The sequence below is a fragment of the Hymenobacter cellulosilyticus genome (genome assembly GCF_022919215.1).
Taxonomy (GTDB): Bacteria; Bacteroidota; Bacteroidia; order Cytophagales; family Hymenobacteraceae; genus Hymenobacter; species Hymenobacter cellulosilyticus.
In genome coordinates this window covers 111,125-137,865 of sequence record NZ_CP095047.1, presented here as the reverse complement: position 1 = coordinate 137,865, position 26,741 = coordinate 111,125, and the positions used below count along the sequence as shown (strand labels likewise).

The 26,741-nt window shown below is 58.5% G+C and carries 29 protein-coding genes and 4 pseudogenes; 15 read left to right on the top strand and 18 right to left on the bottom strand.

Annotated elements, in window-relative coordinates:
* Positions 1 to 52 precede the first annotated feature (52 nt).
* Positions 53 to 816 (bottom strand): annotated as a pseudogene (locus tag MUN79_RS29175) (SDR family oxidoreductase).
* A gap of 452 nt (positions 817 to 1,268) precedes the next feature.
* Here MUN79_RS29175 and MUN79_RS29170 point away from each other — a divergent pair.
* Genes MUN79_RS29170 through MUN79_RS29165 form a run of 3 tightly spaced genes read left to right on the top strand, consistent with a single transcriptional unit; the run spans position 1,269 to position 3,147 of the window.
* Positions 1,269 to 1,940, top strand: coding sequence for an NADP-dependent oxidoreductase (locus MUN79_RS29170; protein WP_311136815.1), 672 nt, complete (start codon positions 1,269 to 1,271; stop codon positions 1,938 to 1,940).
* 2 nt (positions 1,941 to 1,942) lie between these two features.
* Positions 1,943 to 2,242 (top strand): zinc-binding dehydrogenase, encoded by a 300-nt coding sequence (locus MUN79_RS31600; protein ID WP_311136814.1) that lies wholly within the window; start codon positions 1,943 to 1,945, stop codon positions 2,240 to 2,242.
* On the top strand, positions 2,239 to 3,147 hold the full coding sequence (locus MUN79_RS29165) for a helix-turn-helix domain-containing protein (RefSeq protein WP_244678472.1): 909 nt from the start codon (positions 2,239 to 2,241) through the stop codon (positions 3,145 to 3,147). The genes MUN79_RS31600 and MUN79_RS29165 overlap by 4 nt, the downstream gene beginning before the upstream one ends.
* Before the next feature lie 203 nt (positions 3,148 to 3,350).
* Here the strand turns inward: MUN79_RS29165 and MUN79_RS29160 are convergent.
* From MUN79_RS29160 to MUN79_RS31590, 3 genes and pseudogenes are all read right to left on the bottom strand, one after another.
* A pseudogene (locus MUN79_RS29160) lies at positions 3,351 to 4,102 on the bottom strand (SDR family NAD(P)-dependent oxidoreductase).
* Between the two features lie 93 nt (positions 4,103 to 4,195).
* Entirely contained in the window at positions 4,196 to 4,336 is a 141-nt protein-coding gene (locus MUN79_RS31595; protein ID WP_311136813.1) for a helix-turn-helix domain-containing protein, read from the bottom strand.
* A gap of 433 nt (positions 4,337 to 4,769) precedes the next feature.
* On the bottom strand, positions 4,770 to 5,138 hold the full coding sequence (locus MUN79_RS31590) for a hypothetical protein (RefSeq protein ID WP_311136812.1): 369 nt from the start codon (positions 5,136 to 5,138) through the stop codon (positions 4,770 to 4,772).
* Between the two features lie 62 nt (positions 5,139 to 5,200).
* Between MUN79_RS31590 and MUN79_RS29150 the strand changes: the two genes are divergently transcribed.
* From MUN79_RS29150 to MUN79_RS31580, 7 genes are all read left to right on the top strand, one after another.
* Positions 5,201 to 5,335 (top strand): Tn3 family transposase, encoded by a 135-nt coding sequence (locus tag MUN79_RS29150; RefSeq protein WP_244678471.1) that lies wholly within the window; start codon positions 5,201 to 5,203, stop codon positions 5,333 to 5,335.
* Between the two features lie 158 nt (positions 5,336 to 5,493).
* Complete coding sequence (locus MUN79_RS29145; protein WP_244678470.1) at positions 5,494 to 6,039, top strand: Crp/Fnr family transcriptional regulator; 546 nt, start codon at positions 5,494 to 5,496, stop codon at positions 6,037 to 6,039.
* Between the two features lie 192 nt (positions 6,040 to 6,231).
* Positions 6,232 to 7,095, top strand: a complete 864-nt coding sequence (locus tag MUN79_RS29140; protein ID WP_244678469.1) for an SDR family oxidoreductase — start codon at positions 6,232 to 6,234, stop codon at positions 7,093 to 7,095.
* A gap of 487 nt (positions 7,096 to 7,582) precedes the next feature.
* Positions 7,583 to 8,578, top strand: coding sequence for an NADP-dependent oxidoreductase (locus tag MUN79_RS29135; RefSeq protein ID WP_244678538.1), 996 nt, complete (start codon positions 7,583 to 7,585; stop codon positions 8,576 to 8,578).
* A gap of 35 nt (positions 8,579 to 8,613) precedes the next feature.
* Complete coding sequence (locus tag MUN79_RS29130) at positions 8,614 to 8,961, top strand: putative quinol monooxygenase (protein WP_244678468.1); 348 nt, start codon at positions 8,614 to 8,616, stop codon at positions 8,959 to 8,961.
* A 51-nt stretch (positions 8,962 to 9,012) separates the two neighbouring features.
* Positions 9,013 to 9,405 carry a hypothetical protein gene (locus MUN79_RS31585; protein ID WP_311136811.1) on the top strand — a complete coding sequence of 131 codons (393 nt, stop codon included), beginning with the start codon at positions 9,013 to 9,015 and terminating at the stop codon, positions 9,403 to 9,405.
* Positions 9,402 to 9,893 (top strand): helix-turn-helix domain-containing protein, encoded by a 492-nt coding sequence (locus MUN79_RS31580; protein ID WP_311136810.1) that lies wholly within the window; start codon positions 9,402 to 9,404, stop codon positions 9,891 to 9,893. Before MUN79_RS31585 ends, MUN79_RS31580 begins: the two co-directional genes overlap by 4 nt.
* A 263-nt stretch (positions 9,894 to 10,156) precedes the next feature.
* Here MUN79_RS31580 and MUN79_RS29120 read toward each other — a convergent pair whose 3' ends face one another.
* Positions 10,157 to 10,441, bottom strand: a complete 285-nt coding sequence (locus MUN79_RS29120) for a winged helix-turn-helix transcriptional regulator (RefSeq protein WP_244678467.1) — start codon at positions 10,439 to 10,441, stop codon at positions 10,157 to 10,159.
* A gap of 142 nt (positions 10,442 to 10,583) precedes the next feature.
* Between MUN79_RS29120 and MUN79_RS29115 the strand changes: the two genes are divergently transcribed.
* The 5 genes from MUN79_RS29115 (at position 10,584) to MUN79_RS29095 (ending at position 15,787) form a co-directional block, all read left to right on the top strand.
* Positions 10,584 to 11,645, top strand: coding sequence for an NADH:flavin oxidoreductase (locus MUN79_RS29115; protein ID WP_244678466.1), 1,062 nt, complete (start codon positions 10,584 to 10,586; stop codon positions 11,643 to 11,645).
* Positions 11,646 to 11,905: 260 nt separating this feature from the next.
* Complete coding sequence (locus MUN79_RS29110) at positions 11,906 to 12,505, top strand: TetR/AcrR family transcriptional regulator (protein ID WP_244678465.1); 600 nt, start codon at positions 11,906 to 11,908, stop codon at positions 12,503 to 12,505.
* A 526-nt stretch (positions 12,506 to 13,031) separates the two neighbouring features.
* The gene (locus tag MUN79_RS29105; protein WP_244678464.1) at positions 13,032 to 13,784 is read left to right on the top strand and encodes an SDR family NAD(P)-dependent oxidoreductase; all 753 of its coding nucleotides are present in this window, start codon (positions 13,032 to 13,034) and stop codon (positions 13,782 to 13,784) included.
* Positions 13,785 to 14,054: 270 nt separating this feature from the next.
* Positions 14,055 to 14,924 carry a helix-turn-helix domain-containing protein gene (locus tag MUN79_RS29100; protein ID WP_244678463.1) on the top strand — a complete coding sequence of 290 codons (870 nt, stop codon included), beginning with the start codon at positions 14,055 to 14,057 and terminating at the stop codon, positions 14,922 to 14,924.
* Between the two features lie 77 nt (positions 14,925 to 15,001).
* Positions 15,002 to 15,787 (top strand): alpha/beta hydrolase, encoded by a 786-nt coding sequence (locus tag MUN79_RS29095; RefSeq protein WP_375378281.1) that lies wholly within the window; start codon positions 15,002 to 15,004, stop codon positions 15,785 to 15,787.
* 309 nt (positions 15,788 to 16,096) lie between these two features.
* On the opposite strand, the gene MUN79_RS29090 is transcribed toward MUN79_RS29095, so the two are convergent.
* The 13 genes and pseudogenes from MUN79_RS29090 to MUN79_RS29030 all read right to left on the bottom strand — a co-directional run bounded on the left by MUN79_RS29090 (position 16,097) and on the right by MUN79_RS29030 (position 26,601).
* On the bottom strand, positions 16,097 to 16,528 hold the full coding sequence (locus tag MUN79_RS29090; protein WP_262923099.1) for a zincin-like metallopeptidase domain-containing protein: 432 nt from the start codon (positions 16,526 to 16,528) through the stop codon (positions 16,097 to 16,099).
* 174 nt (positions 16,529 to 16,702) lie between these two features.
* Positions 16,703 to 16,962, bottom strand: a pseudogene (locus MUN79_RS29085) (ArdC-like ssDNA-binding domain-containing protein); the annotation flags it as partial.
* Between the two features lie 56 nt (positions 16,963 to 17,018).
* Positions 17,019 to 17,273 (bottom strand): hypothetical protein, encoded by a 255-nt coding sequence (locus MUN79_RS29080; RefSeq protein ID WP_244678462.1) that lies wholly within the window; start codon positions 17,271 to 17,273, stop codon positions 17,019 to 17,021.
* 183 nt (positions 17,274 to 17,456) lie between these two features.
* Positions 17,457 to 18,932, bottom strand: a complete 1,476-nt coding sequence (locus MUN79_RS29075) for a toprim domain-containing protein (RefSeq protein ID WP_244678461.1) — start codon at positions 18,930 to 18,932, stop codon at positions 17,457 to 17,459.
* 93 nt (positions 18,933 to 19,025) lie between these two features.
* Positions 19,026 to 20,468: a DUF3945 domain-containing protein gene (locus MUN79_RS29070; protein WP_244678460.1), complete on the bottom strand. Its 1,443-nt coding sequence runs from the start codon at positions 20,466 to 20,468 to the stop codon at positions 19,026 to 19,028.
* Between the two features lie 14 nt (positions 20,469 to 20,482).
* Positions 20,483 to 21,163 (bottom strand): hypothetical protein, encoded by a 681-nt coding sequence (locus MUN79_RS29065; RefSeq protein ID WP_244678459.1) that lies wholly within the window; start codon positions 21,161 to 21,163, stop codon positions 20,483 to 20,485.
* Between the two features lie 172 nt (positions 21,164 to 21,335).
* Positions 21,336 to 23,342: pseudogene (mobC, locus tag MUN79_RS29060) on the bottom strand (conjugal transfer protein MobC).
* A 305-nt stretch (positions 23,343 to 23,647) separates the two neighbouring features.
* On the bottom strand, positions 23,648 to 23,869 hold the full coding sequence (locus MUN79_RS29055) for a hypothetical protein (RefSeq protein WP_244678458.1): 222 nt from the start codon (positions 23,867 to 23,869) through the stop codon (positions 23,648 to 23,650).
* Between the two features lie 68 nt (positions 23,870 to 23,937).
* Positions 23,938 to 24,147 (bottom strand): hypothetical protein, encoded by a 210-nt coding sequence (locus MUN79_RS29050; RefSeq protein ID WP_244678457.1) that lies wholly within the window; start codon positions 24,145 to 24,147, stop codon positions 23,938 to 23,940.
* 7 nt (positions 24,148 to 24,154) lie between these two features.
* Positions 24,155 to 24,604 carry a T9SS type A sorting domain-containing protein gene (locus MUN79_RS30510; protein ID WP_262923096.1) on the bottom strand — a complete coding sequence of 150 codons (450 nt, stop codon included), beginning with the start codon at positions 24,602 to 24,604 and terminating at the stop codon, positions 24,155 to 24,157.
* A 238-nt stretch (positions 24,605 to 24,842) separates the two neighbouring features.
* Entirely contained in the window at positions 24,843 to 25,115 is a 273-nt protein-coding gene (locus MUN79_RS29040; protein WP_244678455.1) for a hypothetical protein, read from the bottom strand.
* Entirely contained in the window at positions 25,112 to 26,284 is a 1,173-nt protein-coding gene (locus MUN79_RS29035) for a hypothetical protein (RefSeq protein ID WP_244678454.1), read from the bottom strand. The genes MUN79_RS29040 and MUN79_RS29035 overlap by 4 nt, the downstream gene beginning before the upstream one ends.
* 44 nt (positions 26,285 to 26,328) lie before the next feature.
* A complete protein-coding gene (locus tag MUN79_RS29030; protein ID WP_244678453.1) occupies positions 26,329 to 26,601 on the bottom strand; it encodes a hypothetical protein in 273 nt (90 codons plus the stop codon).
* Positions 26,602 to 26,741 lie beyond the last annotated feature (140 nt).

The window sequence follows — 26,741 nt, the reverse complement described above, 5'->3', positions numbered from 1 at the left end:
CCGGACTCGATTAAAAAGACCTGCGCGTGTCTAGCCAGGCAAACGCCTTGTTTTAGACGTTGATGACGCCGCCATCAGCCAACACTTCGGTGCCCAGCATAAAGGAAGAATCCTCCGAAGCCAGGAACACCGCGACCCGGCCCATCTCGCTCGGCTGCCCGATGCGCTTGATGGGAATCAGGTCCGCAAAATCGTTTTTGGCTTGGGCCATTGCCTCAGCCGGAATCCCGAACTTATCGAAAACCGGGGTCTCAATAGTGCCGGGGCTGAGTACATTGACGCGAATTTTGCGCTCTAGCAGGTCGTGCGAAAAGGAGCGAGCGAAGGAGACAACCCCGCCTTGGCGGCCCCATACACCGTCAGGCCGGGCATCGCCCGGTGTGCCACCATCGACGAAACCAGTACGATGGAGGCCCCGTCGTTCATATACGGCAGCGCTTTTTGCACCGTAAAAAAGACGCTTTTCAGGTTGAGGTCGATTGTCTGCTCAAAGTGTTCTTCGGTAGCACCAACCACCGAGCCAACGATGCCCGCCTCCACTGCCCCGCCCGCATTGACGACCAGCGAATCAAGCTTCCCAAACTTGTCGGCTACGGTTTTAAACACCCGTTCCAAATCGGCGATTTGCGTGACGTCGGCTTTGATACCAATAAAGTTGTCCCCAAGTTGCGCGGCCGAACGGTCCAGCGTCTCCTGGTTGCGGCCGACGATAGCACCTTTGGCACCTTCTTGCTGAAATTCCTGGGCAATGCCGAAGCCAATGCCGCTATTGCCGCCCGTGATGACGGTTACTTTGTTTGCGAGTCTGTTAGACATTGTTTGTAGGTAGCAGGGGGTGAAAAAAGGAGTGGCGACTTACCACTCGCTGCTCCGCTGCTTGCTTACACAAAGTTCTGCCCCTGTGCAGGGCAGTGTGAGGGCATTTGTCACCGAATTACGAGGACATTTATCACGGAATCCGGCTACGGATGGCCAGCTCGACCAGTGCGGCTACTAGGGGTTCTTCTTCCGAAAGGGCAGATTTAAACGCTAAGCAATCAAGTTGTTTATGCCTATTTGGGTGTTGTTAAACAAATAGGGTAAAACCTCCGACTAGGCGCATCAGTTGGCCAGTAAGGAGGTCGGGGCGTCGCGTGCGCGACTGGCAAATCAACTAGCAGGAATAAATAAGCGGCGTCATTTTGACTAACACGAAGGGCATTTTGGTTAAACCTGCTTTTCAAGCAGGGAGGACCTTTGTATCGTCAACAAACCCAAAAAACGTCTACATGAAAGCGGTCAGAATTCATGCCTTTGGCGGACCCGAGGTCCTACAACTCGAAGAAGTGGCGCGGCCCGTGCCGGCAGCCGACGAAATTCTCATCAAAGTGTACGCCAGCGGCGTCAATCCCGTAGACTGGGGCATTCGGGAAGGCGGGAACGATGTGCTGCGGCCGTACCTGGCCTTGCCGATGACCCTTGGTTGGGACGCAGCCGGGGTGGTGGAAGCGGTCGGCAGCGAGGTCACCGGGTTTCAGGTCGGCGACGCCGTGTACGGGGAGCCGAACTTCCCCGGGGCGGGCAGCTACGCCGAGTACTGCACGTCCAAGGCCACGCAGTTTGCTCTCAAACCAAAGAGCCTCAGCTTCATGGCGGCGGCGGGCGTGCCCCTGGCTGGCCTAACGGCGTGGACGGCCCTTTTTGAGCAAGGAAAGCTGCAGCCTGGCCAGCGCGTTTTAGTTCAAGGGGCCTCGGGCGGAGTAGGGGGCTTTGCCGTGCAGTTTGCCAAAGCCAAGGGCGCGTACGTCATTGGCACCGCGTCAGCCGCTAACCTGGACTACGTGAAGCAGCTCGGGGCCGACGAGGTAATCGACTACCGCAGCCAGGAGGTGGTGGCGTTGGTGCAGGACGTGGACGTGGTGCTGGAAGCCTCCCCCTGCGCGACAACGCCGAGCGGCTGAAAGTGGTCCCGGTCCTGAAGGCCGGCGGCATCTTCGTCACGGTCAACGTCGACGCGCCATTTGACGAGGCAGTGCTCGCCGCCCTGGCGCAGCAGCAAGCCAAAGGCGAGCTGGCCGCCAACCAGCCCCGGCAGGAGTGGTTGCAGGAAATCGCCCAACTGATTGATGCGGGCCACGTGAAAGTGCTGGTGAGCCAGGTGTTTCCGCTGGCGCAGGCGGCCGACGCCCACCGCGAAAGCCAGACCCTGCGCGTGCGGGGCAAGCTGGTGCTGGAAATACACCCCGACGACGAGCCGGCATGAGGCGCTTTCAGACGCTGAGTGCGTTTCATGCGTTCGCGCAGCTGCCCCCACCCCAGCACCCGCTGCTCAGCGTCGTGGACGTGGGCGCCGTGCCGCACCGGGCCGGCGAGGAGCCGACGAGCACGGTCCTGGATTTCTACGCCATTTCCGTCAAACGCATGCGCAACGTCCAGGTGCAGTACGGGCAGCATTCGTTCGACTTCAACGACGGCATCATGTCGTTCATGGCACCCAACCAGGTGTTCAGCATCGGGGTGGCCGACCCGGCCGAGGCCGTAGAGAAATCGGGGTGGGTGGTCTACCTCCACCCCGATTTTCTGTGGAATACGCCGCTGGCCAAAACCATCCAGCAGCACGATTTCTGGGATTACGCGCTCAAGGAGGCCCTGTTCCTGTCGGCCAAGGAGGAAGCGGCCGTAACGGGCATCATTGCCACGGTGGCGCAGGAGTGCAGCGCCAACCTGGACCGCTTCAGCAAGCAGATTATTGTCTCGCACCTGGAAAGCCTGCTGTCCTACGCCGACCGGTTTTACCACCGTCAGTTCCTTACCCGCGAAAAGGCCAACCACGAGGTACTCGACCGGCTGGACACCCTGCTGCACGCGCATTTCAACCACGACCATTTGCCAGAAACGGGACTGCCCACCGTGCAGTACGTGGCCGAAAGCCTACACTTGTCGCCCAAGTATTTGAGCAATCTATTGCGCGTCGTCACGGGGCAAAATACCCAGCAGCACATTCATGCCCGGCTCATCGCCAAAGCCAAGGAGAAACTATCAACGACCAGCCTGACTGTCAGCGAAATTGCTTACCAGTTGGGGTTCGAGCATGTGCCGTCCTTTAGCAAGCTGTTTAAGGCCAAAACGAATCTGTCGCCGTTGGAATTCAGGGCTACTTTTACGTGACCAAAGACGAGCTACTCCGTTCTGGTTGCCACTTGGCCGCCGTTAACCAAGCCTGGGTGGTCGGGGTTGGAGGATTTACCCTATCTGTTTAACAACACCCCCATTTGCTCCCTTAAAATCCACAACACGCAGCTACTATAATAGCCAGTAACGGCGTGTTGTGGAGTAGGGTGTAACGCACAAGAAGTAATTCGTCAGCCCGTTTAGAGCACGATTCCCCCGGTTGCCTCTAGGCGCTGGCCATTGAGCCAGCGGGCCGCATCGGTGCAGAGGAAAGCGACGATGCCGCCGATATCGTCGGGCTCGGCCGTGCGGCCCAGGGCCGTGGCTTGGGCCACCCAAGCGCGCATCTCGGGCGTATCCGGCATCGTGCCGCCCCCAAATACGGCGCCAGGGGCGACTACGTTGGCCGCAATGCCCCGGCTACCCAACTCCAGCGCCAGGTAACGCGTGAAGACCTCCACCGCGCCTTTCATGGCAGCGTAGGCCGACACGCCCGCGAAGGAACTGCGCGCGGACACCGAGGAAATGTTGATGATGCGGCCGCCGTCGCGCAGCAGGGCAGCGCCAGTTGGGTGAGGAAGTATACGCCCTTGAAATTCACGTTCAGCATCTCGTCAAACTGGGCCTCCGTCATCTCGGCAATTGGAGTAAAGAGGCTGGCGCCGGCGTTATTGATAAGAAAATCGAACCGGTCGGTGCCGAAGGTATCGGTCAGGACCGCCGCGACCTGCGCGAAGAATTCAGGGAAGGTACTCAGGTCGGCGGCATTCAGCGGGATGGCCACGGCGCGGCGGCCCAGGGCTTCGATGGCGGCGACCACGCTTTCGGCTTCGGCCTGCTGGCTGCGGTAGGTCAGGATGACATCAATGCCCTGCTGGGCCAGTTTCAGGGCCATGTCTTTGCCCAGGCCCCGGCTGCCACCGGTGAGCAGCGCTATTTTGGAAGTACTCATGAGGGATGTATTTGTGGTGTTAATGCAACACGACAAAGGTCCTCTAGTCCCCTGCTGGCGGCGTTGTACCCGCCAATCCGCTTGTTGTATAAATCAATCCGCTACGGCTTCCAGCGTGCGAAACGCGCCGGGGCTCACGGCAGCATAGCGGCGGAAGAAGTGCGAGAAGTGCGCCACATCGACGAAGCCCAGGCTGTCGGCAATTTCCCACAGCGTCCAGTCGGACTGTTGCAAGAGCGCCTTGGCCTCCTGTGCCAACCGTCCCCGAGCAGGTCGCTGGTGGTACGGCCCGTGTGCGCTTTCAATATTTTGTTGAGGTGATTGACGTGCACGGCTAGCTGGTCGGCAAAGTCCTTGGCCATGCGCAACTGGACGCGCTGCTGGGGCGAATTGAGGGGAAACTGCCGCTCCAGTAGCTCCACGAAGCGGGAAGCGAGCCGGGCGGCCGCCGAGTGGGTGGGGTGCAGCGCGGTCGTGGGTTGTCGTTTTTGGCCCAGGTGCAGCAGCTCCAGCACGTAGGCGCGCAGCAGGTCGTACTTGTGGGCGTAGTCGGAAACCAAGTCCTCGTGCATCTGGGTGAAAATAGCCGACACCCGCGCTGCTTCGGCCGGCGTAAGCTGGAACACGAGGGACCCCTCGGCCTGAAACAAGGGCAGTTCGTCAGGCGTCATGCCCCGAGGACCGGCAGCAAGAACTCGGCGGAGTAGAGGCAGAACTGGCCCTGCTGCGGCTCGGCGGGCCACCACTGAAACGCCACTTTGGGCGTTGAAAACACCAGGGTATCGGGCGCAATGTCGATGCTGTGGTCGGCGTATTCGGCGCGGCTGTGGCTTCGGAAGAGGCTGATTTTGTAGAACGAGCGGCAGGGGTACGGTGTGCCGGGCCGCAGTCCGGTAGTCTCCCAGAGGTCGGCCATATCAAACACATTGAAGTGACCGACTTCGCGCTGAATACCCCCGGGCAGCAGGGTGCTCAAGTCGAGGCCTGTGCAGGGAGCCAACTCCTGGTAAAGGGTGGTGAGCGCGGCGGTCGTCATGATAGCAGGGGACTTGTAGAATTCAAAGCTGTGGCAACCCCCAAGAGCGCAAAAAGTTTTAGGTGCTGCAGGCCCACGGTCAGCTCATCAGGGCCCGCTTCATCCTGCGCTACCTGCAAAGCCAGCCCCTGCACCAGCGCATCCACGCCCAGCTTAACAAGGGCGAAGAACCACACGCGCTACGCGCCTGGCTATGATTTGGCAGCGAAGGAGTTCCTAAAATAGTCGATTGTCAAACACATGCACATGCGTTGATGTTTACCTGGCTGGGTTCGGAACGGCTTAGTTTACATCCTTGCTCCACACCCCCGCTACTTCGTGCGTACCGTCCGCTTCGTCAACCTCTTAACCCGCTATGGTTGAAACCTTTGTAAAATACCTGACCGATAGAGCTTCATTCACTGCTGCTGACTTGAACAAGATTGACGCTGTTACGGTCAACAAGAAGCTAAAGCGCCGGCAGTACTTGCTACACGAAGGCCAAATATGCCAATACCATGGTTTCGTGGTCAGTGGGTTATTGCGTCTTTTCCGCGTAGGTGATGATGCGACCGAACACATTTTACGCTTTACCGGCGAAAACTGGTGGGTTAGTGACTACGAAAGCTTTCAGAGCGGCCTGCCCTCTAAGGGGAACATTGACGCCTTGGAAGATAGTCAGCTGCTGCTGTGGTCAAAAGACAACTGGGAAATGCTTCGCAGAGAAATTCCCGCGTTCGATGCCTTGCAGACCAAGTTGATGGGCCGCGCCATCGATGCGCAGGTTAATCGGCTGCATGCAGCCATCAGCTACACCGCCGAAGAGAAATACCATGCCTTTCTCAAGACATTTCCGGACTTTCATAATCGTGTGCCGTTGCACATGGTCGCCTCCTACCTGGGGTCTCCCGCGAAACGCTGAGCCGTATCCGCAAGCACGATGTGCTTTAGATAACCCCCTATTGATTCGTCCTTGCCGACATCTTAGCCGTTTTCTGTGACAAATGTCACGATTATTTTGCGCCAAATGTCCTCTTTCTACCCCTGGCAGCGCGCTGAATTTTGCAGGGTCAACTGAACGAACAGCTGACGCACTCAAAACCAGCGTAAGGACATGTCAAAGAACATTTTAATAACCGGGACCAGCAGTGGGTTTGGCAAGCTGATGGTGCTCACCCTGTCTGAGCAAGGCCATAGCATCATCGCCGCGATGCGCAACACCACGAGCAAAAACGCCGCGGTCGCCCAGGAGCTGGCCGCGCTGCCCAACGTGGAAGTGGTGGAGATGGATATCACCAGCGACGAGTCGGTTACCCAGGCCATCACGTCGACCATCCAAAAGTATGGTCATTTGGATGTACTGGTCAATAACGCCGGCAGCACCGGGTTTGGGATAGTAGAGGCGACCTCGATTGCCCAGATGAAAAAACTCTTCGAGGTCAATCTTTTCGGGGTGGTCCGCGCCTATCAAGCGGTGTTGCCGTCGATGCGAGCGCATAAATCGGGGCTGATTATCAACATCTCCAGCGGGTTTGGTGTGGTGGCTACCCCCTTTGTCGTGCCCTACCAAATGACCAAGTTCGGGCTGGAAGCGCTCACGGAAGGCATCCGGCACGAAGTGAAAGGGTACGGCATTGAAACCGTATCCGTATTGCCCGGGCCATTTCCGACGGAAATAGGAGCCAAAGCCGCCAGCTTTGGGCCGGACCGTCCCGAAGTACTGGCGGCTTACGGACCGGCTATGCAAACGGCTCTGGAGCAGTTTGGCGGCATCATGGAAGGGAAGATAACCGAGTACGGCATGGATGCCCAGGAGGTAGCCGATGCGGTTTCCCGGCTTATCGGGATGAAAGACGGCACCCGTCCTTTCCAGACGACGGTTAACCGGATGACGGCCGACTTAGAACAAGAGTACGCTGATTCCAAACTGCCTTTCAAGGCCATTTGGATGGAGCGAATGGGTTGGAGTGCGTATTAACACTGCGGTGTGAGCCTTAAGCGCTAGCGTGTGCTAAAGCACAGGCACTAAGAGAACAACTCATCAGACCAGGAGAGCAAGTCTCCAGGTTCTGATGAGTTGTTCTGCTTTAATGCTTTTAATGGCTATAAGGCGAAGCCTTCCCCTTGCCTTTTAACACCGTTCATTTTAGCCCTCGCTGCTATAAGCGGGCCAATGAGGAAGGGAGATACGCCCGCGCCGCTTGCGTGATATTCATACTTTTTAGATTGAATCGTGTTTTTTGCCCCTGCCAGCAAGCGGGACCTTTGTAGAGTCAATCGCACCCGGCCAAACACGGTGCTGGCCAGCTGATTTCCGGGCTATAACATGCCTGGCTAGACAAGCACAGCCCGATAGCCCAAGGATGCGGATTTCTACTTAAACCCCAATCGTCACGAACATGGCAACCGCAGCAGAAAAACACGAAACAACCTCCCAACAGCAAGCCACTGGCACGCTCAACACCATGAAGGAGGTGCGACTGCACGAATTCGGTGGCCCGGAAGTGTTGCACTACGAAGATGCCCCGAAACCCCAGTTGCAGGCGGGCGAGGTGCTCGTGCGGGTGCACGCCGTAAGCCTGAATCCCCCCGACTGGTACCTGCGCGACGGATACAAGATGCTGCCGCCGGAATGGCGGCCGTCGGTGACCATGCCCCTCACCCTGGGCACGGACATCTCGGGCGTCGTCGAAGCCGTGGCCCCGGATGTGCAGGAATTTGCCGTGGGCCAGGAAGTATTTGGCATGGTGCGCTTTCCGAGCGTGGGCGAAAGCCGGGGCTACGCCGAGTACGTGGCCGCGCCCGCAACGGACTTGGCCCGCAAGCCCGCTGGCCTCGACCACGTGCAGGCCGCCGGGGCCCCGATGTCCGGCCTCACCGCGTGGCAATATCTTATAGAGTTGGGGCACACGGAGCCCAACCCGTTTCAGCCGGAGGCGCATCGCCCGGTGTCGCTACACGGCAAGCGCGTGCTCGTGAACGGGGCCGCGGGTGGCGTGGGCCACCTGGCGGTGCAACTGGCCAAATGGCAGGGAGCCTACGTCATTGCGGTGGCCTCCGCCAAGCAGGAGGCCCTGTTGAAGGAACTTGGGGCCGATGAGTTTATTGACTACACCAAAACCCCGGCTGAGGACGTGGTGAAGGACGTGGACCTCGTCCTCGACACCCTCAGTGGCCCCACCACAAGCCGTTTCCTGCGCGTATTGAAGCGGGGCGGGGCGTTGTTCCCGGTGTTTTTGGGTTTCAATGAGCCCGACCAGGCCGCTCAGTTGGGCATCACGGTTTCAATGGCACAGGTGCGCTCCAGCGGTTCGCAGCTCGCCGAACTCGGGCGCTTGCTCGAGGCCGGAACGGTTCGGGTGGTTATCGACAGCACTTTTCCGCTGGCCGAGGTACGCCAGGCGCACGAGCGCGCCGCCCGGGGGCACATCCAGGGCAAAATCGTACTCACCGTGGCCTGAGCGCCCAATTTGCAAAATGGATAAGTCCACTCCTGGTGCTTGCCAACTCAACCTCCGTCCTGATGCCCACGCCCGATAAATCCGCCGAACGGCACCTGCTCGTCACCGTTCGGAGCCTGCCGCAGCACCGCACAGCCGTGCAGGAGTTTCTGCTCGAACTGGTGGCCCTGGTTCGCCAGGAGCCTGGCTGTTTGTACTACAATATCTTTCAGCAAGCCGAAGACGCCGATGCCTTAGTAATAGCCGCTGCCTGGGCCGACGACGACGCCGTGGCTGCCCACCCCACGCCCCCGCAGTCCCGCGTGGTCGAGCGGATGCTGCCGCTGCTGGCCGCGCCCATGCAGGTCCTGCCCATCCGGCGGGTGAGCGAGAACGCGGCGTAGCGTTGCGGCGGGTAATGGCCCGGCCCTGCTTGAATTTCGTACTTTTACCTCATGGTAAGTTCTGTTGCTCATACGCCCGTCAAGTGGGCTCCGCGGGAACTGAAGCTGAAAGGCTTCCGGGTGTACGCCGTGGACCGGCCCTGCACGACCGAGCCGCGCTTCACCCGGCGCGACTGCTACAAACTCATCCTGCTCACGACCCAGGCGCGGCTGCACTACGGCCACCAGAGCTGGGAGCTCGACGGCACCTACCTGCTGTTCTTCAATCCGCACATTCCCTACTCCATGGAAATGCGGGGGACCTGCGCCACGGCTACATCAGCCTGTTCACGGAGGAGTTCATCACCTCGCTCGACCGGTCGGAAAGCCTGCTGCAGTCGCCCTTGTTCAAAATCGGCAGTCCGCCGCTCTACCAGCTTCCAGCGGAACAAGTGCCTTTCATGAGCGGCATTTTTCAGAAGATGCTGGCCGAGCAGGAAGGCGATTACCCATTCAAAGGCGAGCTGATTCGGACTTACCTGCAGTTGGCCATTCACGAGGCCCTACACCTGCAGCCCGCCGAAACATTGCTGCTGCTGCACCACACGGCGGCGGCGCGCTTGGCCGCCCGGTTTTTGGAAACGCTGGAGCAGCTGTTTCCCGTGGAAAACCCCGCGCAGACGCTGGCGCTGAAAACGGCGCAGGAGTTTGCCGACCAACTGGCTGTGCACGTCAACCACCTCAACAAAGCCGTGAAGGAAATCACCGGCAAGCCCACGAGCGCCCACATCACCGGCCGCATCACCGACGAGGCCAAGGCCCTGCTCCAACACACCACCTGGAGCGTGGCCGAAATTGCCTACTGCCTCGGCTTTGCCTACCCCACCTACTTCAACAATTTCTTCAAGAAGCAGACCGGCATCACGCCCCTCGCCTGCCGCCGGGCAAACTGAGCACCGGCTTGTTGCCTCACCGGTTATCAATCAGTAGTCTGGCCTGAAAAACGGCCAGCCATAATCACCGAAGCTTGCTTAGTCAGGCGCGCCTAGCCGGGGCCGCTAACGGCTCCTGCGCTTAGCATGAGACTATGTCCGCTTGCTAAAAGCACCCGTTGGTGATTAGCCATCGGTAGAATAAGCAGTCTATAAAAGCAATAAGGCGGAAAGTCACCGACACGATTTCGCACTAGTGATTGGCAAGCTATGCGTAGCTGTTTCTAATGGGTACTCGGCCTCATTCCACCCCACCAGTTGGTGTAAAATGGGCAACAACGCCTTGCCCCGGGGGTAAGGCTGTACTCCACCCGCTGCGCTAGCGCTGCGTGTTCTTTCCTTAAAACAAGGCCGTCGGCTTCCAGCTCTTGCAGCGTGTCGGTCAGCACCTTCCGCGACACGACCTCGATAGCGGCGGCTATCTGCCCAAAGCGGGCGGTGCGTTCACGCAGTACCCATATCACGATGGGCTTCCACTTGGAGCCCACAATGGACATGACACGTCGCATGGGGCAGGTGCTGTATTTCGTTGTGGTGTTACTCATGATGACTGCTCGACCAGAGTTGTTACTTTTTGGTTACCGGTATTATTCATCGCCCGATACAAAGCTAGACTAAGCAGTTTAATTTTGCGTCATACTACTGAAGGCCATGAACTACGAATCGTTTTTTACCCCGTTTACGCACAAAAGCCTGACCCTGCGCAACCGCTTTGTGATGGCGCCCATGACCCGGGTACAATCACCGGGTGGGGTGCCCAGCACGCAGGTAGCCGAGTACTACAGCCGCCGGGCAGCTGCAGATGTCGGGCTCCTGCTTACTGAAGGAACGGTTATTGACCGCCCCTCTTCCCAAAACCACCCCGACGTTCCCCATTTTTATGGAGACGCTGCCCTGCAGGGCTGGCAAAACGTGGCGGATGCGGTGCACCAGAAAGGTGGAGCCATTGCCCCGCAGCTGTGGCACGTGGGTAATAGCCCCTTCGGCTGGGAACCGCCAGTGCCCTTTGAAGGTCCGGACAGCATGTCGGTGCAAGATATCGAGGACACGGTGGCGGCTTTTGCCCGGGCTGCGACGGAGGCCAAGCGGCGGGGGTTTGACGCCCTTGAAATCCACGGCGGACACGGCTACTTGATTGACCAGTTTTTTTGGGCCCGCACCAATAACCGGCAGGACGAGTACGGCGGCAAAACCCTCAAAGAACGCACGCGCTTTGGGACCGAAGTGGTCAAAGCCATCCGGACGGCCGTTGGCCCGGAGTTCACGATTATTATGCGGTTATCTCAGTGGAAAAGCGCTGACTATGAAGCGAAAATAGCGACCACCCCGCAGGAAATAGAAGAGTGGCTCGTACCGCTCACCGAGGCGGGAGTGGACATTTTTCACGCCTCGACCCGCCGCTACTGGCAGCCGGAGTTTGAGGGTTCGGACCTGGGCCTGGCGGGCTGGTTTAAAAAAGTTACCGGGCGGCCGGTCATTGCGGTCGGCTCCGTGGGGCTGCAAGCAGACGTGACCGGCCTGTTTGCGGGAGGCCAAGGGTCGGAGCGCGCCGGCTTTGAGGAACTGCTCCGCCGGTTTGAGCGCGGCGACTTCGACCTCATTGCCGTGGGCCGGCAGTTGCTGCAGGACCCGGAGTGGGTTGCCAAGCTTAAAAGCGGCCGGCTGGATGATATCCGGTCGTTTGAGGCTGCCAGCGCCAAAACCTACTATTAAACCAGTGCTACCTGCTTGTTTGGCAGGTAGCACGCTACGCAACCAGCACTGCCCTGCTCCGGTCTCCCCTTTGCAGTATTGTCGCATGGCGCCATTTTGGGCTGTATGAAATGACCCGGTTGCCGAAAGCAATGACTGGCCACACGAGTGAGGAAGCGTGGAGATGAACCAGCCAGGTCTGAGTGGACGAAGGCAAAAGCGCTTAATTTTGTCTCTTTCATTCACGTGACTTAAACTGGCTAGTCAACCAACTTATTCCTATGTCGAATCGAAACACCAAACTTCGATTGCTCGAGGTGGCCCACGACCTCATCTGGGAAAACAGCTACGGGTCGGTCTCCGTCGATGATATCTGTGAAAAAGCCGCCGTTGCCAAGGGTAGCTTCTATCACGCGTTTAAATCAAAGTCGGAGCTGGCGGTGGCGGCTTTCGAAAACCATTGGGAGCAGAAGCGGCCAGCCTTGGACCAGCTGTTCTCCACGCAGATACCTCCCCTGGAACGGCTAAAGCTTTACTGCGATTTTGCGGTCGCCGACCAGCTGGGCAAATACGAAACCCTTGGCAAAGTAGCCGGCTGCCCCTTTAGTTCGGTGGGCTGCGAGCTGAGCACGCAGGACGAGAACATTCGCCAGAAAGCGCACGAGATGAACGCACGGATGGTGAAGTATTTCACATCGATGGTGCTGGAACTCATTGCGGAAGGCACGGTGCAGGAAACGGATGCGGTCGAACTCGCCAAAGAGATGTGCGCCTACATCACCGGGGTCCTGACCCAGGCCAAGATTGACAACGAGCTTAAATCCGTTCAACGCATGCTGCCCGGTTTGTTACGGCTGATGGGAATTCAAAAGGCCATCTAGCGCTTTTTTTGCCTCAATATTAAACCGACTAGTCAACTTGATAAGTGATAACATCGCTCTTAAAAGGAGAAAGTCATGAAAGACCGAGTTAGGCTGGAAGCCAGTCCATCTGGACAGGCTGTCTCAGGTCGGGGAACCATGCCTCCGCGCCCTCGCGCAGCCAGCCCGGGTGGGCCGGGGGCCGGTCCAGCTAGCCACGCCTTCCCAGGTCAGTAAAACGGTGACCGTGCGTCGAGTTGGACCCGGATTGCCTGTTCATGGAGGTTAGCAAACCTACTGCTTCTAGGTGTATGGTTGGTGCAAAGGTACGTTAGCGGCCAACCCAATTACACCGATTTATTTAGTACATATTATTGAAATTTAGACATTTACGGCCTAAAATTCGCATTCCGCGATAGGCGCGAGCACCGGTTTCCGCAAGCTGATGACCCGCACCTTATCGGCCGTCGGCCACCCCATGGCGACTGGCCTGGTACACGGTCCACCTTACTTCACCCTTAAAAATTCTTAACCCGAGAACGGAATCATGAAAAAACTGGAAGGCAAAATCGCGCTCATTACGGGTGGCAGTTCCGGCATCGGCCTGGCAACCGCGCAACGGTTCGTGGCGGAAGGCGCGTACGTCTTTATTACCGGCCGTCGGCAGGAAGAGCTGGACGAAGCCGTAAAGCTTATCGGCCAGCAGGTGACCGGCGTGCAGGGGGACGTGACCAATCTGGCCGACCTCGACCGCCTCTACGAGCAGGTGCGCCAGCAGAAAGGCCACCTCGACATTGTGTTCGCCAATGCTGGCGGGAGCGGTGGGATGGTGCCACTGGGCGCCATTACAGAAGAACACTTTGATAAGGTGTTCAACAGCAACGTGAAGGGCATGTTGTTTACCGTGCAAAAAGCGCTCCCCTTGCTGCGCGACGGTAGCTCCATCATCCTCATGGCCTCCACTACCGGCTCCAAGGGGGCGGCGGCCTTTAGTGTGTACAGCGCCTCGAAGGCCGCCGTGCGCTCGTTTGCCCGCACCTGGACGATGGATTTGCAGGCCCGCAAGATTCGGGTGAATGCGCTGAGCCCCGGGCCAACGGAAACGGCTGCTACAACCCGGATGGGCAGTACGCCAGAGCAAAAGCAGTTCATCCAAGACTACATCGTCTCCAGCATTCCAATGGGCCGGATGGGGCAGCCGGAGGAGACGGCGAAAGCGGCGGTTTTCCTGGCCTCCGACGACAGCAGCTTTATTACGGGCATCGAGTTGTTTGTGGACGGCGGCACGGCTCAAATCTAGCGGGTCGCCACTGCTTGTCACGCCCCGCCTCCAAAGGGTGGGGCGAGGCCATGGGCGCCGATATGGTGCTGGACCACAGCCAGGAGATGGCCGCACAAAAGATGCAGCCTAGCATCGAGAAGGTAGCTATGGTACTGGCTACCCGCTCCTCGGCCAACCACTTGGCCGCCCTGCCGCCGTTGCGGAAGGCTTATGGACATCTTGCCCTGTTGGCGGTCCAAGTCAGAACCAGTAGTTGGCTCAACTTCTGGTTCTTAAACCAAAATCTGCATGAAGCTAGCATTGACCGACCACCAGACGGGGGCAGACTTACTACTGATTAGTGAGGAGGCAGGGTTTGACCACCGGTTTTATTCCCGCGACGCCGCCAAACCGTATTTCACCATTGCCTGGAACAGTGGCCCTGCCCAAGCAGTGGATATTGACGGTACGTCCCACCGGTTTGACTCGCAAACTATTTTGCCCCTGATGTTCAACCAGTCGTTCACGTTTGAGCGGCCGGCCGATGTAGTCGCTTGGCAATTCAATCGGGAGTTTTATTGCGTGGTGGACCACGATGCCGAAGTCAGCTGCGCAGGGTTCCTGTTCGGAATGGGGAATACGGTATTTATTCGCCTCGATGCGGCTTACCAAGCAAAGCTGAAATTGATGGTTGCCATCTTCAAGCAGGAGTTAGCCACGCAAGACCACGTTCAGAACGAGATGCTGGTGGTGCTGTTAAAGCGCCTGATTATTACGATTACGAAGCTGGCCCGGTCGGAATATATGCCGGGAGAAGACAGCCAGGACCAGCGGCTAAGTATATTTCGGAAGTTCAACGTGCTCGTTGAAAGTCATTTCCGACGGGAGCATTCCGTGGCCTACTACGCAAATTTGCTGCACAAGTCGCCGAAAACGCTGGCCAACGTCTTTGCGCTTTATAGCGACAGAACGGCGTTGCAGTTAATCCAGGGACGAATTCTGTTAGAAGCAAAACGGCTGCTGCACTACACGCCCAAGTCCGTTAAAGAAATCACCTATGAGCTCGGCTTTGAGGAGCCGGCCTATTTCTGCAACTTTTTCAAGCGGCACACGGCCGTATCACCTATTAAGTATCGTCAGGACAAAGCCTTGCTGCCGGACGATGGGAAGTTTTTATAACTCTTCGGGAATTCTGGGCAATACGCAGCGCGCCGTCTGGTGGGACCTTTGTCATGTTCACTAACTCTTAAAAGGACATGAAATTTTCCGTTCCATTCACCCGCCTAGCGCAACTGCTGGCCCATTCAATTTTCGCCATGACCCTCCTCGTAGGCTTGCCCGCCACTATCCGGGCGCAAACAGTCAAAAACGTAGTGCTGGTACACGGCGCGTTTGCCGACGGCTCGGGCTACAAAGCCCTCTACCAAGAGCTAACTAAAAACGGCTACCATGTTACGGTGGTGCAGAACCCCTTGACTTCGCTGGAAGATGACGTAGCGGCGACAAACCTGGCGCTGGACCAACAAGATGGCCCCGCCATTTTAGTGGGCCACTCCTGGGGCGGGGCCGTCATCACCGAGGCTGGTAATCACGCCAAGGTAGCGGCACTGGTCTACATTGCCGCCTTCCAGCCGGACAAGGGCGAGTCGGCCCTGCAATGGTTTCAGAGCGCGCCACCCGCGCCGGAAAATGGGGTGTTACCGCCCAATGCGCAAGGTATTGTGTACTATGACCGAGCGAAATTTCACGCCGGCTTCTGCGCTGACGTAAGTGCAAAGGAGGCCCAGTTTATGGCCGCCTCGCAAGGAGCCTTCAACGCCAAAGCGTTTATTACCCCGCTCACCCAGGCCGCTTGGCGAACGAAGCCGACGTATGCCATCTTAGCCACGGAGGATAAAAGCATTAATCCGCTTATTCAGCGCAGCATGTATAGCCGCTCCAATACCAACGTGACGGAAGTAAAGGGTAGCCATTGCATCTACATCTCGCAGCCCAAAATTGTGGCCGACGTCATCCAAAAAGCGGCGAACGGGCAGCGGTGAAAACCGCCGCTAAATAATGAAGGTGCCGAGCGATACTGCTTGGCACGCAAACGGGTGCATGCCGTCACTACCACGGCATGCACCCGTTTGCGTTGCACGGGCAAGAGAAGCCCCACGATGTGCGCGCGCAACTGCACCATGCCAGCAGGCAAGGTGCAGTAGAGGCATGGAACAAGTAGGAGCGAGAATGTCGAGATGCTCGCGCCGAGCCGGACGAGGTGACAGACTGAAATACAAAACGGTGGTTTTCCTTTTGTCGGCACCCCCGTAGCCCAACCGGATTAATATAACCGGGCCTGGGCCCCTCCCCTACTCGCTGGCCTCGTTCACGGGCTCAGCTTCGTAGCTGGGCACAATACCTAAAATGTGGTTAGCCGCTTTCTGGGCCTGGCTGGCCGCGGAGATGATTAGGCGCTTGTCATTGCGCAGGGCCTGCAGCCAGTTGGCCAAGTAACCGGCGGTGCTAGGCTCGGTTCGGGCCAAATCCAGCCCGGCGGCATTGCTCAGAAAAGCAGCGCCCAGTTCGGCCACTAACTCTTCCTTAGCATAGGTTTCGGAGCCAAACGAGGCTTTTTCTGTGAGCGTCACCCGGTCCAAGCGCTTTGCATGGCCAGTGGAGTGGGCCAGTTCATGGAACAGGGTCGTGTAGAAGTCTTCTGGTGTGTGGAAGTTGCCGGCCTCGGGCACGGTCACCGTGTCGGTGCTGGTGCGGTAGTGGGGCTCACTGCCCGCGTAACGCACGCGCGGCCCGTCGACGTAGCCGGCTAGTATCTGCTCGGCGGCCTGCAGGGGCGTATGCTCCCGCTGGGGTAATTCAGGCAGCTGCCAGTCTACTCCATCAATCTGAAAGATATTGAAGACAGTGGAATACTGCAGGATGGCCACCTTCTTCTCCTTGCCTTGGGCATCTTCCTTCTTGGACACTTTGTAGAACACGACGGGCATGCCCTTTTCTCCCTTGCGCACATGCCCGCCCAGTTCCCTGGCTTGGTTAAAGGTCAGGTAATAGGGCTGCTCATGTTGGAGCATGCCCAGTAGAAAGGCGTTGATGCCCTGGTACACGTGCTTGCTGCGGTAGTTGCGGGGGCGCCGTGGGCCGCGTTCCAGCTCTGCTTCCAGGGTGTAACCCCATTCTCCAAGGCCAGGATAATGCGGTTGGTGATGATGTCGTACACGTCGGCGCGGGGGTGGCAGCTTTCATAACGAGAAGGATTAAGGTGAGCAAAGCGGATTAGTAAGCGTAGTCAGGGTGCGCGGCGGGGCCTAACTCCCGGGCCTCCCGGGCCTCACACTCTTTCAGGGCAAGCAGCTTCCAGCGCAGCAGCTGGGTAGTGTCGGTGCTGGCGGTGAGCAGCGCTTCGGCTTTCTGCCGGCGCTCCGGGGTAAAAGCCGGATGGCGCAGCACTTGCCGCAGGTTGCGGCGGGCTGAGGAGATGAACAGCGTTTGACCGGGACAAAGGGACGTGGGCGCGGGAGTCAAATCCATAAGTAACAGGCTGTTTTTATGTGCGTTGCTTATACCTATTAAACGCAATTCGGGCACTTATTGTTGCTTATTTAGCTTATTTATTTATGCTTTTTAAGCATAAATAATGGCACGCCGATTGCTTTTTCCCTTTTGTTCCTCTTAGCCCGCTTTGGAACCTAGCCCCCTTCACCTGTGCATCCCTCATAGCCGGGTAATATCGCTAAGTATCGCCGAGGTGCTACCGCGGCAATCGGGGGCTCGTTCCTGCCCACGCGTATGGGGCGGCATTTTTCCATCACCCTCAAACCGGGGATTATCCCAGTGCAGCTGACCAAACCCATACTGGTCTTCATCCACCCCGCCCAGCTGCTGCTTTACCACGCGCTGCAGCTGTTCCTGCTTCAGGTCCTGGTTCCAGTCTTTGCCCTGGCTTTTCGCAATTTCAACCCGGTGCTCAAAAGCCAGGCTGTGTATGGCCGCCTGGTTGAAAGCGCCTAACGCGTCGCGGTTTATAGGGACGTGAAACTGGAAAGTATTGGGGGCCGACTGAACCGAATGAATCAGCTCGTCCCGGAGCGTTGGGCTGATGCCCTTGCCCGCCGTGGTCCCACTGTGCTGATAGTAGTGCACGGTCGCGTCAGCGTTATAGATTTTGAGTTTGTCGCTGAGCGCTTGGAGGGTGGCCACGTTGGTAGTGGTTACCTCCACGGTGAGCAGCCGCTCGTGCTCCCGAGCTACTTTCATGGGGTTTTCCGCCCCGGCAAAACCAGCCAGCAGCCGCGTGTCGAAGTGGTGCCCCTGGGTGTCGTTATCAAAGGCCGCCCGGACGGTGGGAATACCTGCCTCGGTAAGCAGACGCTTTAGCTCGAAGATCTTATTCTGGGTAAGCGTACCGGCCGTGGAGGCATACAGAGCAGTATCGCCAGCATGCAGCTGCGCGTAGGACAGCGCGTCCAGCGCCGACTCACTCACCAGCAGGTAGGTGGCCGGCCCTGGCTCGGGCAGCATGCTCAGCCACAGCGAGCGGGAAAACTGGCTTTCCGGGGCCTGGCCTTTAAATCCCTCCCCTTTCAGCTCCAGGCCCACCACGCGGCCTTCGTGATAGGCGGGGAAGGCCGTGTTGACGTAAATTTTAGCCGGCATTCCCGCGTGCTGCACGGTGTGGAACTGATTAAGGATGCGGCCCGCAAACTGCGGCAGGGACAAGGTGCTTTTGGTAATACCCCGCCCCTCCAGATAAGCAGTGTTTTCCAACGGGCGGCAGTTCTTGGTGTAGATGCTGTGGAACTTCTCCCCCGGCGCCGTCTCCGCGATGGGCGGCAGGTCTAGCCGGGGCCGCTGGGCCTCGGGCAGGTTCAGGTAGGCCCTAAAGTGGTCATTCACGGCCTGCCATACGCTGCGGTCGGGGGCCTGGGCAATGCCGTTGATGCGCCCGGAGTTGACCCGGTTCTTCATCCAGTCGATAACGCTGCCCTTATCTCGGTCGTCCTGGGCGTTGAAGTACATCCAGTCCCCGCCCCGGCCCTTGAAGACGACGAGCGTATCATCGCCCTCAAAGACGTGCCATTTGCCCTTGCCCAGCACCTCGCCTTTTTTGAGGGTGTAGCCATAGTGGCTCAGCAGTTCGGGCAGCTCTACCTGCTCCTTGATTTTCTGAAAAGTCAGCTCGTGTTCCATACTGATTCCGTGGGAGTAAGGCACAGCATAGCCAATGCCCGGCGCTGAGCGCCGGGGCCGGCCCGACAGAAAAGAGGAAGAGTGGGGTGGCCCTTAGCGCCGGGGCCCTCGGGTTTTGACCTGAGGCGCTTCAGCTGCCGGCGCGGTGGTAACTGCCCGGGTGGCTTTCTTAGCTTGCTCCTTGCGCGAGACCTGCCGCTGCTGAAGCTCGTGGGCGGCGGGCTTTACTTCCAGGCAGGCCTTGGCGGCATTCACCTGGACCGTGCCGTCGAACTTCGGGCCGCCATTGCCGCTGACCATGTTGGCCAGCGCCACCACTTTGCCCTCGCGCAGGTCCTGGCTTTGTTCGGGGCTGAGCGGCACACCGGCTACGATGTCGTGCAGAGTTACTTTGTGCTCCGGCAGTACTACCACTTTATTCATAGTCCGGTCCACGGCTACGTAGCCGTTGTACTCCCGGCCCTGCTCGTCTTTGAGCCCCCGGACCAGGCCCGCATTGCCCTCTTTTTCCAGCTTTTCGCGCTGCTCCGCTGTGATGGCCTGCCCGCCAATCTCGTTGGGAATGACCAGCTGCTGCTGGGGCAGCTCCAGCTTTAGCGTAGCCGAGCCGTCGGCTTCGCGGTGCAGCACCATCTTGCCCTCAAAGCGCACGGGCTCCTGCCCATCCCGGCCCGCCACAGCCATAGGCAGCAGGTCCGTTTTCTCGCCGCGCAGCAGCTTGTGCAGCTGACCGCTGGCGGCCAGCTCCTCCGATTTCAACCCAAGAGAATCAAGCGCGTGCTGAGGCACATCACGGGATTCAAACAAAAGGGAAGGATGAGGCATCGGTGCCCTACCGGCCGGAGTATCGGCAGGTGCTACTGTTGGCATTGTTTCCTTCAACGCTGGTGCCGGACCGCTGCTGGCTTGCTCCGCAGTTGGGAGTGGACCCGCACCCACTTGCTGGGTTAAGCGGGTCTGCAGTTGCTGGCGGGTCTTCTCGTAGTCGACTTCCAGGGTCTGCCGCGTTTTCGGGCCGCCGTTCAGATGGGCGTAGAAGTTCTTCAGGAAAGCCGACGCCGGGTTGCCGCTGGTGTCGATGTCAAACAGGCTTTTGGCTTCGCGGATAACCTGTTCCGTGGTCTTGCCCTGCTGCTGGGCAACCTGCTCCACCCGCTGGCTGGCGGCGTGCTGCTGCACCTGCTCCGGGGCCGTGAGCGCGTGCTTGGGCACGGCCGACAACTGGGCACTCAGCGCGTCCCACTGCTTCACGCCAAACGCCTCTTTTACCTGCCGGCTGCGCGGGGGCTCGTACCCTTCATCGTAGCCGGCTTCCTGCCGGCGGGCTGCGGCCTGCTCGGGCTTCTCGACCACCGCCAGGCCATTGCCCACCAGTTTAAAGCCCTGCAGGGTGGCCTCCAGCTGGCCCAGTTTGCTGGAGGCCGGGTCGTAGCTGACGTCAAATCGGCCGCTGAGCTTGCCGCCCGGGTCGCGTTCCATGGTTAGCGCGCCGACGGCCACCCCGGTTTCCTTAAGCTGGTCGAGGTAGGCCCGCATTTCCAGCAATGGGGCTATTTCGACGCCTTTCTGCCGCCAGTGAATCTGCAGCTCCCCTGTTTGTGCTGGAGTAGCGATAACCGGGGCAGCAGTTCCGCTTTAGGCTCGGACTCTTGCCCCTGCCCTGCCGGCGCCGTTTGCTCCGGCCTGACCGTCTGCGGGGTTTCTTCCATTTTGTTAGAGCCCTCCTGCGCTGGCATTTCGCTCGCAGGACTTTCTTTGGCCGGTGCTGTCGTCTGCTCAGAGGCAGTAGCTACCGGAATCATGCCCTGCTGCCCGAGTTCAAGCTCCCGCGCAGGAGTTGGAGCTGGCTCTCCAAACAAGGCGCCAAGCGGCTCCGGGGCGTTGGGACTGAAGCCGACGCGCCCCTGCTGCACGACCTTCCAGTTGTCGCCACTCTTTTCCAGCAGCGTGGGCCGTTCCAGCCGCACGTACTGGTCGGCCTGCCCGGGGGAGGTACCCAGCTGATATACGCTGCCCAGCGTGTCGTGGTAGGAACTCATCAGGGCCCCATCGGCGCCGGGAGCGGGCAGCAGCGCCGCTTGGTTGGGATTAGCCGGGTTCAGCAGCACCTGAAACAGGCTGTGGTGTGCCTGCTGGGGCTGCAGCCAGTTCCCGGCGATGGTGCCGTTGGAAGTGGGCAGCTGGCTCAGGTACAGCGGCGCCTGGGTCTGGTTTTCATCTAGCTCTGCCATGGAAAGGTGGGGTTAGGAATGGGGTCGAAGCGGAATTCAACGCTGCAAACCTATCCGGGGCTCTAGCCCGATTGGCAGAAAGTTGACGAACGGTTGAAATCGAGCGGTGAGACACGCGCAGGCCACACGAACGGCTCACCGGTAAGCGGCGGCTCTACTCCCTTTATCCGCCTTATTTCTCTGCCTTTTCCCGGATGAGGTGCTGCAGGGCCGGGTCCTGCCGGATGCGCAGCAGCTCCCGCTCGCATAGCTCCTTCACGTCCGTTTTGATACGGTTGAAGTTGGCCTTAATCATCTCCTCGGCCTCATCTTCCCCTGTGGACGGGTTGATGAAGCTGGTGATGTCGGGAATGGGCAGGTAGGCGCTGGTCTCAGCCGCCACGGTTTTCACGTCCACCTGAATGCGGGCGTGAAAGACCTTCTGACCAATCTCCTCTCCGAAATTGTCGGCTACAGCCCCACGAAGTTGCCCTGCGTCAGGTTGGCAATGGTGCTTGCAGGAATCATGCTGTCCATCTGCGTGGAGAGGCTAGTGCTCGTCTCGCGCATGTTGATGCTCAGGCTCTGGCGCTGCTGCAGGATTTTGCCGAACCGCTCGCTCAGCCACTTGCCGCTGTTGCCCGCCACCTGCCCGCTGAACACGTTGCCCACGGTGTTCTTGATGACTTCGGCTTCCTTCTGGCCGTAGTCGCGCTCGAGCTGCGAGAAGTCCTGAAAGCCCAGGCAGGTGCTGACCTTGTTGCTGCGGGCCGTGGCAATGAGGTTGTCGAGGCCTTTGAAATAGATGGTGGGCAGCTCGTCGATGATAAGCGAGCTTTTGCGCTTGCCCTTCTGGTTGACCAGCTTGACCAGGCGGGCATTATAAAGGCCCAGGGCGGCCCCGTAAATGGCCTGCCGCTCGGGGTTGTTGCCCACACACAAGACCTTGGGCTCTTCGTTGCTGTTGATGTCGAGCGTAAAGTCATTGCCCGACATCACCCAGTACAGTTGCGGCGAGGCCAGCCGCGAGAGCGGAATGCGGGCCGAGGCAATCTGCCCTTCCAGCTGCTCGATGGCATCTTTCTGGAAGGCCGACACGAAGGGTTTTACCAGGTTTTCAATCTCGGGGTAAGACGCCAGCACGGGGAATATTTCCTCGTAGTCCCGGCTCAGAAATTCAATGACGTGGGGGAAGGTGCAGTACTTTCCCTTCTCGAATAGCTTCAAAAACCAGATGATGGCGGCCACGAAGTTGATGGGCGACTCCACGAAAAAGTCGCCCTGCTTGCTGATCCAACTTTTGTTGAGGTTGAGCATGATGGTGGAAGCCGACTCGTAGGCATCCACGATGTCGGACATGAGCTCCGGAAGCAGCGGATTGCAGCGGTGGCTTTTGCGGGGTTGTCGAAGTTGATGACGTAAAAGCCCACGGGTTTATCAAACTTATCCTGGTGACGCAGCAGCGTGTTGTAGCAGATGCGGCTCAAGTCGTCAAACTTGTAGTCGTAGATGTACATGCAGAAGCCCTTCGAGAGGTGCTGCCGGATGAACTCGTTGATGATGGCGAAGCTCTTGCCTGAGCCAGGCGTGCCCAGCACCATGGTGGCCCGGAAGGGGTTCACCACGTTGAGCCAGCCCTGGCGGCGCTTGCCCCGCAGCTGGTACTCGGTACGCAGGTTCACGGAGTACTCGTTTTCCATTAGCCGCTCCTGCTGCGGGAAGCTCTCGTTGTCCTTGTTGAAGATGTCCTTCATCAAATCGTTGTTGAACAGCCGGCTTAACCAGGCGCCGGCGCTCAGCAGCAGCAAGAAGCCGCTGGTCAGCAGCCCCGCATAAAGAACAGTGGCCACCCCGGCAGGCATCGAAAAGCTGCGTAGCAAGTCCGCGCCATACACCAGGGCCAAGCCGAGGACGGCGTAGCCAGCCACGGAAATGCCCTTAACGTTTTCATCCTTGCGGCCCGGGTGCCCAGGCAGCTTAGCAGCAGAAACACCACGGCCAGGGTTTTGCTCACCCAACTACCCTTAAACAAAAAGGTGTTGCGCGTAAAACTCTCTAGCAAACGCTCAACTACGGCCGGTGCCCAACCCAGGGCCTTGAAGTAGCTAAAGCAGTAGTAATATATATTCAGGCCCAGCAGCACGATGGAAAACAGGCGCATGAACTCCATAATTTTCCGTAATCCCTTTTCGTCTTCCATTAGCGGGTAAGTTGGTGTTGAATCCACCAACTTACCCGCTTCACGCAACCCTGTGAGCTATTAATTGACGAGTGGTATAAAGTAGGCGACAAGGTGTTATTTGGCCACACGAACTGAAGTCATCATGTGTATTTGAACCACCCTTTCGCTGAACTTGTCCGATGTATGGGCGCCCCTCGCTGACTACTTCTGTGGTAAAGGCCCATCAACGAATCGTACTCCCGTTACTGCGGAGAAGCACAGGGATAGTAGGGCGGATGTTTTAATCTGCCGATGGCAAAGCAGGTCGGTTTGTGAGCCCTATCTCAAGCTTGTGCTTCCAGGTGAACCGTGTAGTAGATGATGGTAGCTGGGGTATCGCTCCACGCGCAGCCGAGGATTCGCAGCGCATACGCTAGGCTGTAGGCAATAAGATCCCCTTCGCGGGGGAAGCGTTTGGCACTAGTGACATAGTTCTGCAGAAAAGACGCCAACGCCGGGTGGGAGCTGGTAGAGCCCAGGACGGTAATACGATAGGTAAACGCCATAGCAGTAGGGTACGTCAGGCTTTTCTATTGCTGCAGGTCATCCAGCGTGATATACACCGCATAGTCCTCTAGGCACCGCTTATTGGTGAAGGCACCGGTGCGTAGCATCTCATTGCTGTCGGGTCATAGTACACCTCGGCGAAGAAGGTGCCCAGGTGGTAGAGGTTCACGGCATTCTCTTCTTCCCAGCGCGTGGCCAGGAAGGTGCCTTCGGCCCAGATGACGGCCAGGCGCTGCTCGAAGGGTAAGACCCTGAAGGCGTAATGGTTGATGGACATGCCTACGTTACTGGAGTACTAGGCGCTGGGTGGCCAAGAAGCCATTCGGGCCTTCCAGTCGTAACAGGTACAAGCCGGCGGGCTGTGGGCCCACGACTACGGGTACCTGCGTGCTGGTGGGAGCCAGTGCCTGAGCATACACGGTACGGCCCGTGGCATCGAGCAGCGAGAGGCGCAGCCCTGTGCGGGGAGCAGCATCGGCAAGATGCAGGGTAAAGCGGCCCATCTGTGCCGGATTGGGAGATACGTGTAGGGCCGTCGCGGCGGTGGCAGTCGTTGTAGCTGTGGGGAGGCCGCCCTGTAGCTTGATGATCCACGCATCGCTAACAGGGTCAAAACGAGGCTGCGTTTTTTCGTCCCCGATATCAGAGTTTGAAAACCCGCCAACCAGATAGCCCCCATCTGGGGTAAGCGCAGTGGCATACGCCCGCTCGTTGCTACTTCCGCCCAGGGTCATGTCCCAGAGCTTGCTACCGGCTCCATCAATTTTGACGAGCCAATAATCAGAAGCCCCGCGGTTGGCTTGCGTTTTGTCTCTCCCAGCGTAGGAATCGGAGGAACCGGTAAGGAGATACCCCCATCCGGAGTCGCGAGGATGCTGCCGAGAATGTCAGCGTTGCCCCAAGCGTTGTAAGTGTGGTCCCAGACCTTATTACCAACAGCATCGATTTTGACAACCCAATAGTCATTGCCCACTAAGCTCGCCTGGGTTTTATCGTCCCCAGCTGGGGATGCTGAATAGCCCGCGAGTAGATACCCGCCATCGGGGTAGGCGCAGCGTTGAGCAGAACATCTGGAAGGGGCCCACCAAAGGTTTTGTCCCAAAGCTTGGTGCCATTGGCGTCGACTTTAACCACCCAATAGTCGAGACCGCCGCGGGCGGGCTGGGTTTTGTCACCTGTGGCACCAGAGGTGGAGACTCCTACGAGCAGAAAGCCCCCATCGCTGGTGGGCAGGATGGAGTTCATATACTCGGAGGAAGTGCCGCCATAGCTCTTGTCCCAGAGTTTGGTGCCCGCTGCATCAATCTTAACGAGCCAGAAATCATCCAGGCCTTTGTTCGCTTGTGTTTTATCGCCCGACATATTGGAGGTAGAACTTCCCCGAGTAAATAGCCTCCATCCGCAGTGGGGAGCAGTGCGCGCAAATCGTCTGCTAAATCTCCTCCATAGCTCTTGTCCCAGAGCTTGGTGCCGGCCGCATCCAGCTGGACGACCCAGAAATCGTATAGGCCTTTGCGGGCTTGCGTTTTATCACCACTGATGTCCGAGTGGGAAGTGCCGCCCAGTAGAATCCCTCCGTCTGGGGTGAGCGCAAATCCGGCCGCGCCATCCTGACTAGTTCCTCCAATGGAGCGGTCCCACAATTGGGTGCCATCCGCATTGAGCTTGATAGCCCACATATCTTGCATCCCCCGTGTCGCCTGTGTTTTGGTGCCATCGAGCCCAGAGGCCGTATTACCTACTAAGATATACCCGCCGGGGGCAGCGCGTAGGGCAACAATCTCATCTCTGGCCGTGCCGCCAAACGTTTTATCCCACACTTTGGTGGGGCTTGGGCCGCGGCGGGCATGGCGAAGGCCGTAGTGAGCAGTAGGGTAGTGCTCAGCAGGAGCGAGGGTAGCAGTGGAGCCATGGGGCAGGGAAAGGATGCAGAAGCACGCAAGAGGCCGGAAAGGTACGACACGGCCGCAACCCGACCAACGACTACGCCCCACCAGCTGCCGCAGCCGTTGCTGCCGCTGGTGGGCCCGAAACAGGCACTGGGTGCATTTGGCGGCCAGGAACAGCACCAGTAGCAGCCAGAGCACCACGACGGCCCACCAGCGGGGCCCATGGGAATAGGTAGGGAAGCGCAGTACTACTTTGGTAAGCAGTACCACTAGGCCTAGGGCATAGAGCCCGAATGCCCCGATGGCCACGCGGCGGCCGGCCCGCAAGCCCAGACCAATGGCCAGCAGCAGCCATATGGCCACTTGGCAGATGGCCAGCACCCAGTAGCCCGTATAGCTTGGCGGGATGAACAGGCCCCATGACAAGCGCGTGAGGATGAGGTAGGCACACGGCGCTGCAAACAAGCCCGCACTTACGAGGTAGCAGTTGGAGGCTTGCAGGTGATAGAGCTGCCGTGGGGTCATGGGAGACTAGCAGGTGTACTTGTTTTCCGCGATAGAGGAATACCCTAGCGTCTCCATAACTGGTGCAGCATTGTCAGGCTCTCCAGTACCAGTTCCCTTTCCTCGGCCCAGCTCCAGTGAATATGGGGCGAGGGAGCAAGCAGTTCCAGCAGCTCATCGGCCCGGTAAGGTACGCGGGGCTCTTGGCGCAAGTGGGTAAGTACGAAGGTCCGTGCCTGCTCCAGCGGCCCCGTGCTGCCGTCTTCGCCTCGCGCCGGGGTATCTTCCAGTGCCTGGCCAAGGGTAAGAAGCTGAGAAAGAAGAGCAGGAGTGGCCATTAGGCAAATACATACGAATTCAAAGCTACCTTTTCTTAACCTATTCATAAGGAGGAAGAACATTTCCGGAGTACTACGAGACATAAATTCCTGCTGTGTGGGATGCTAGGAATATTCACCACCGGTGAGCGCGGATAAAT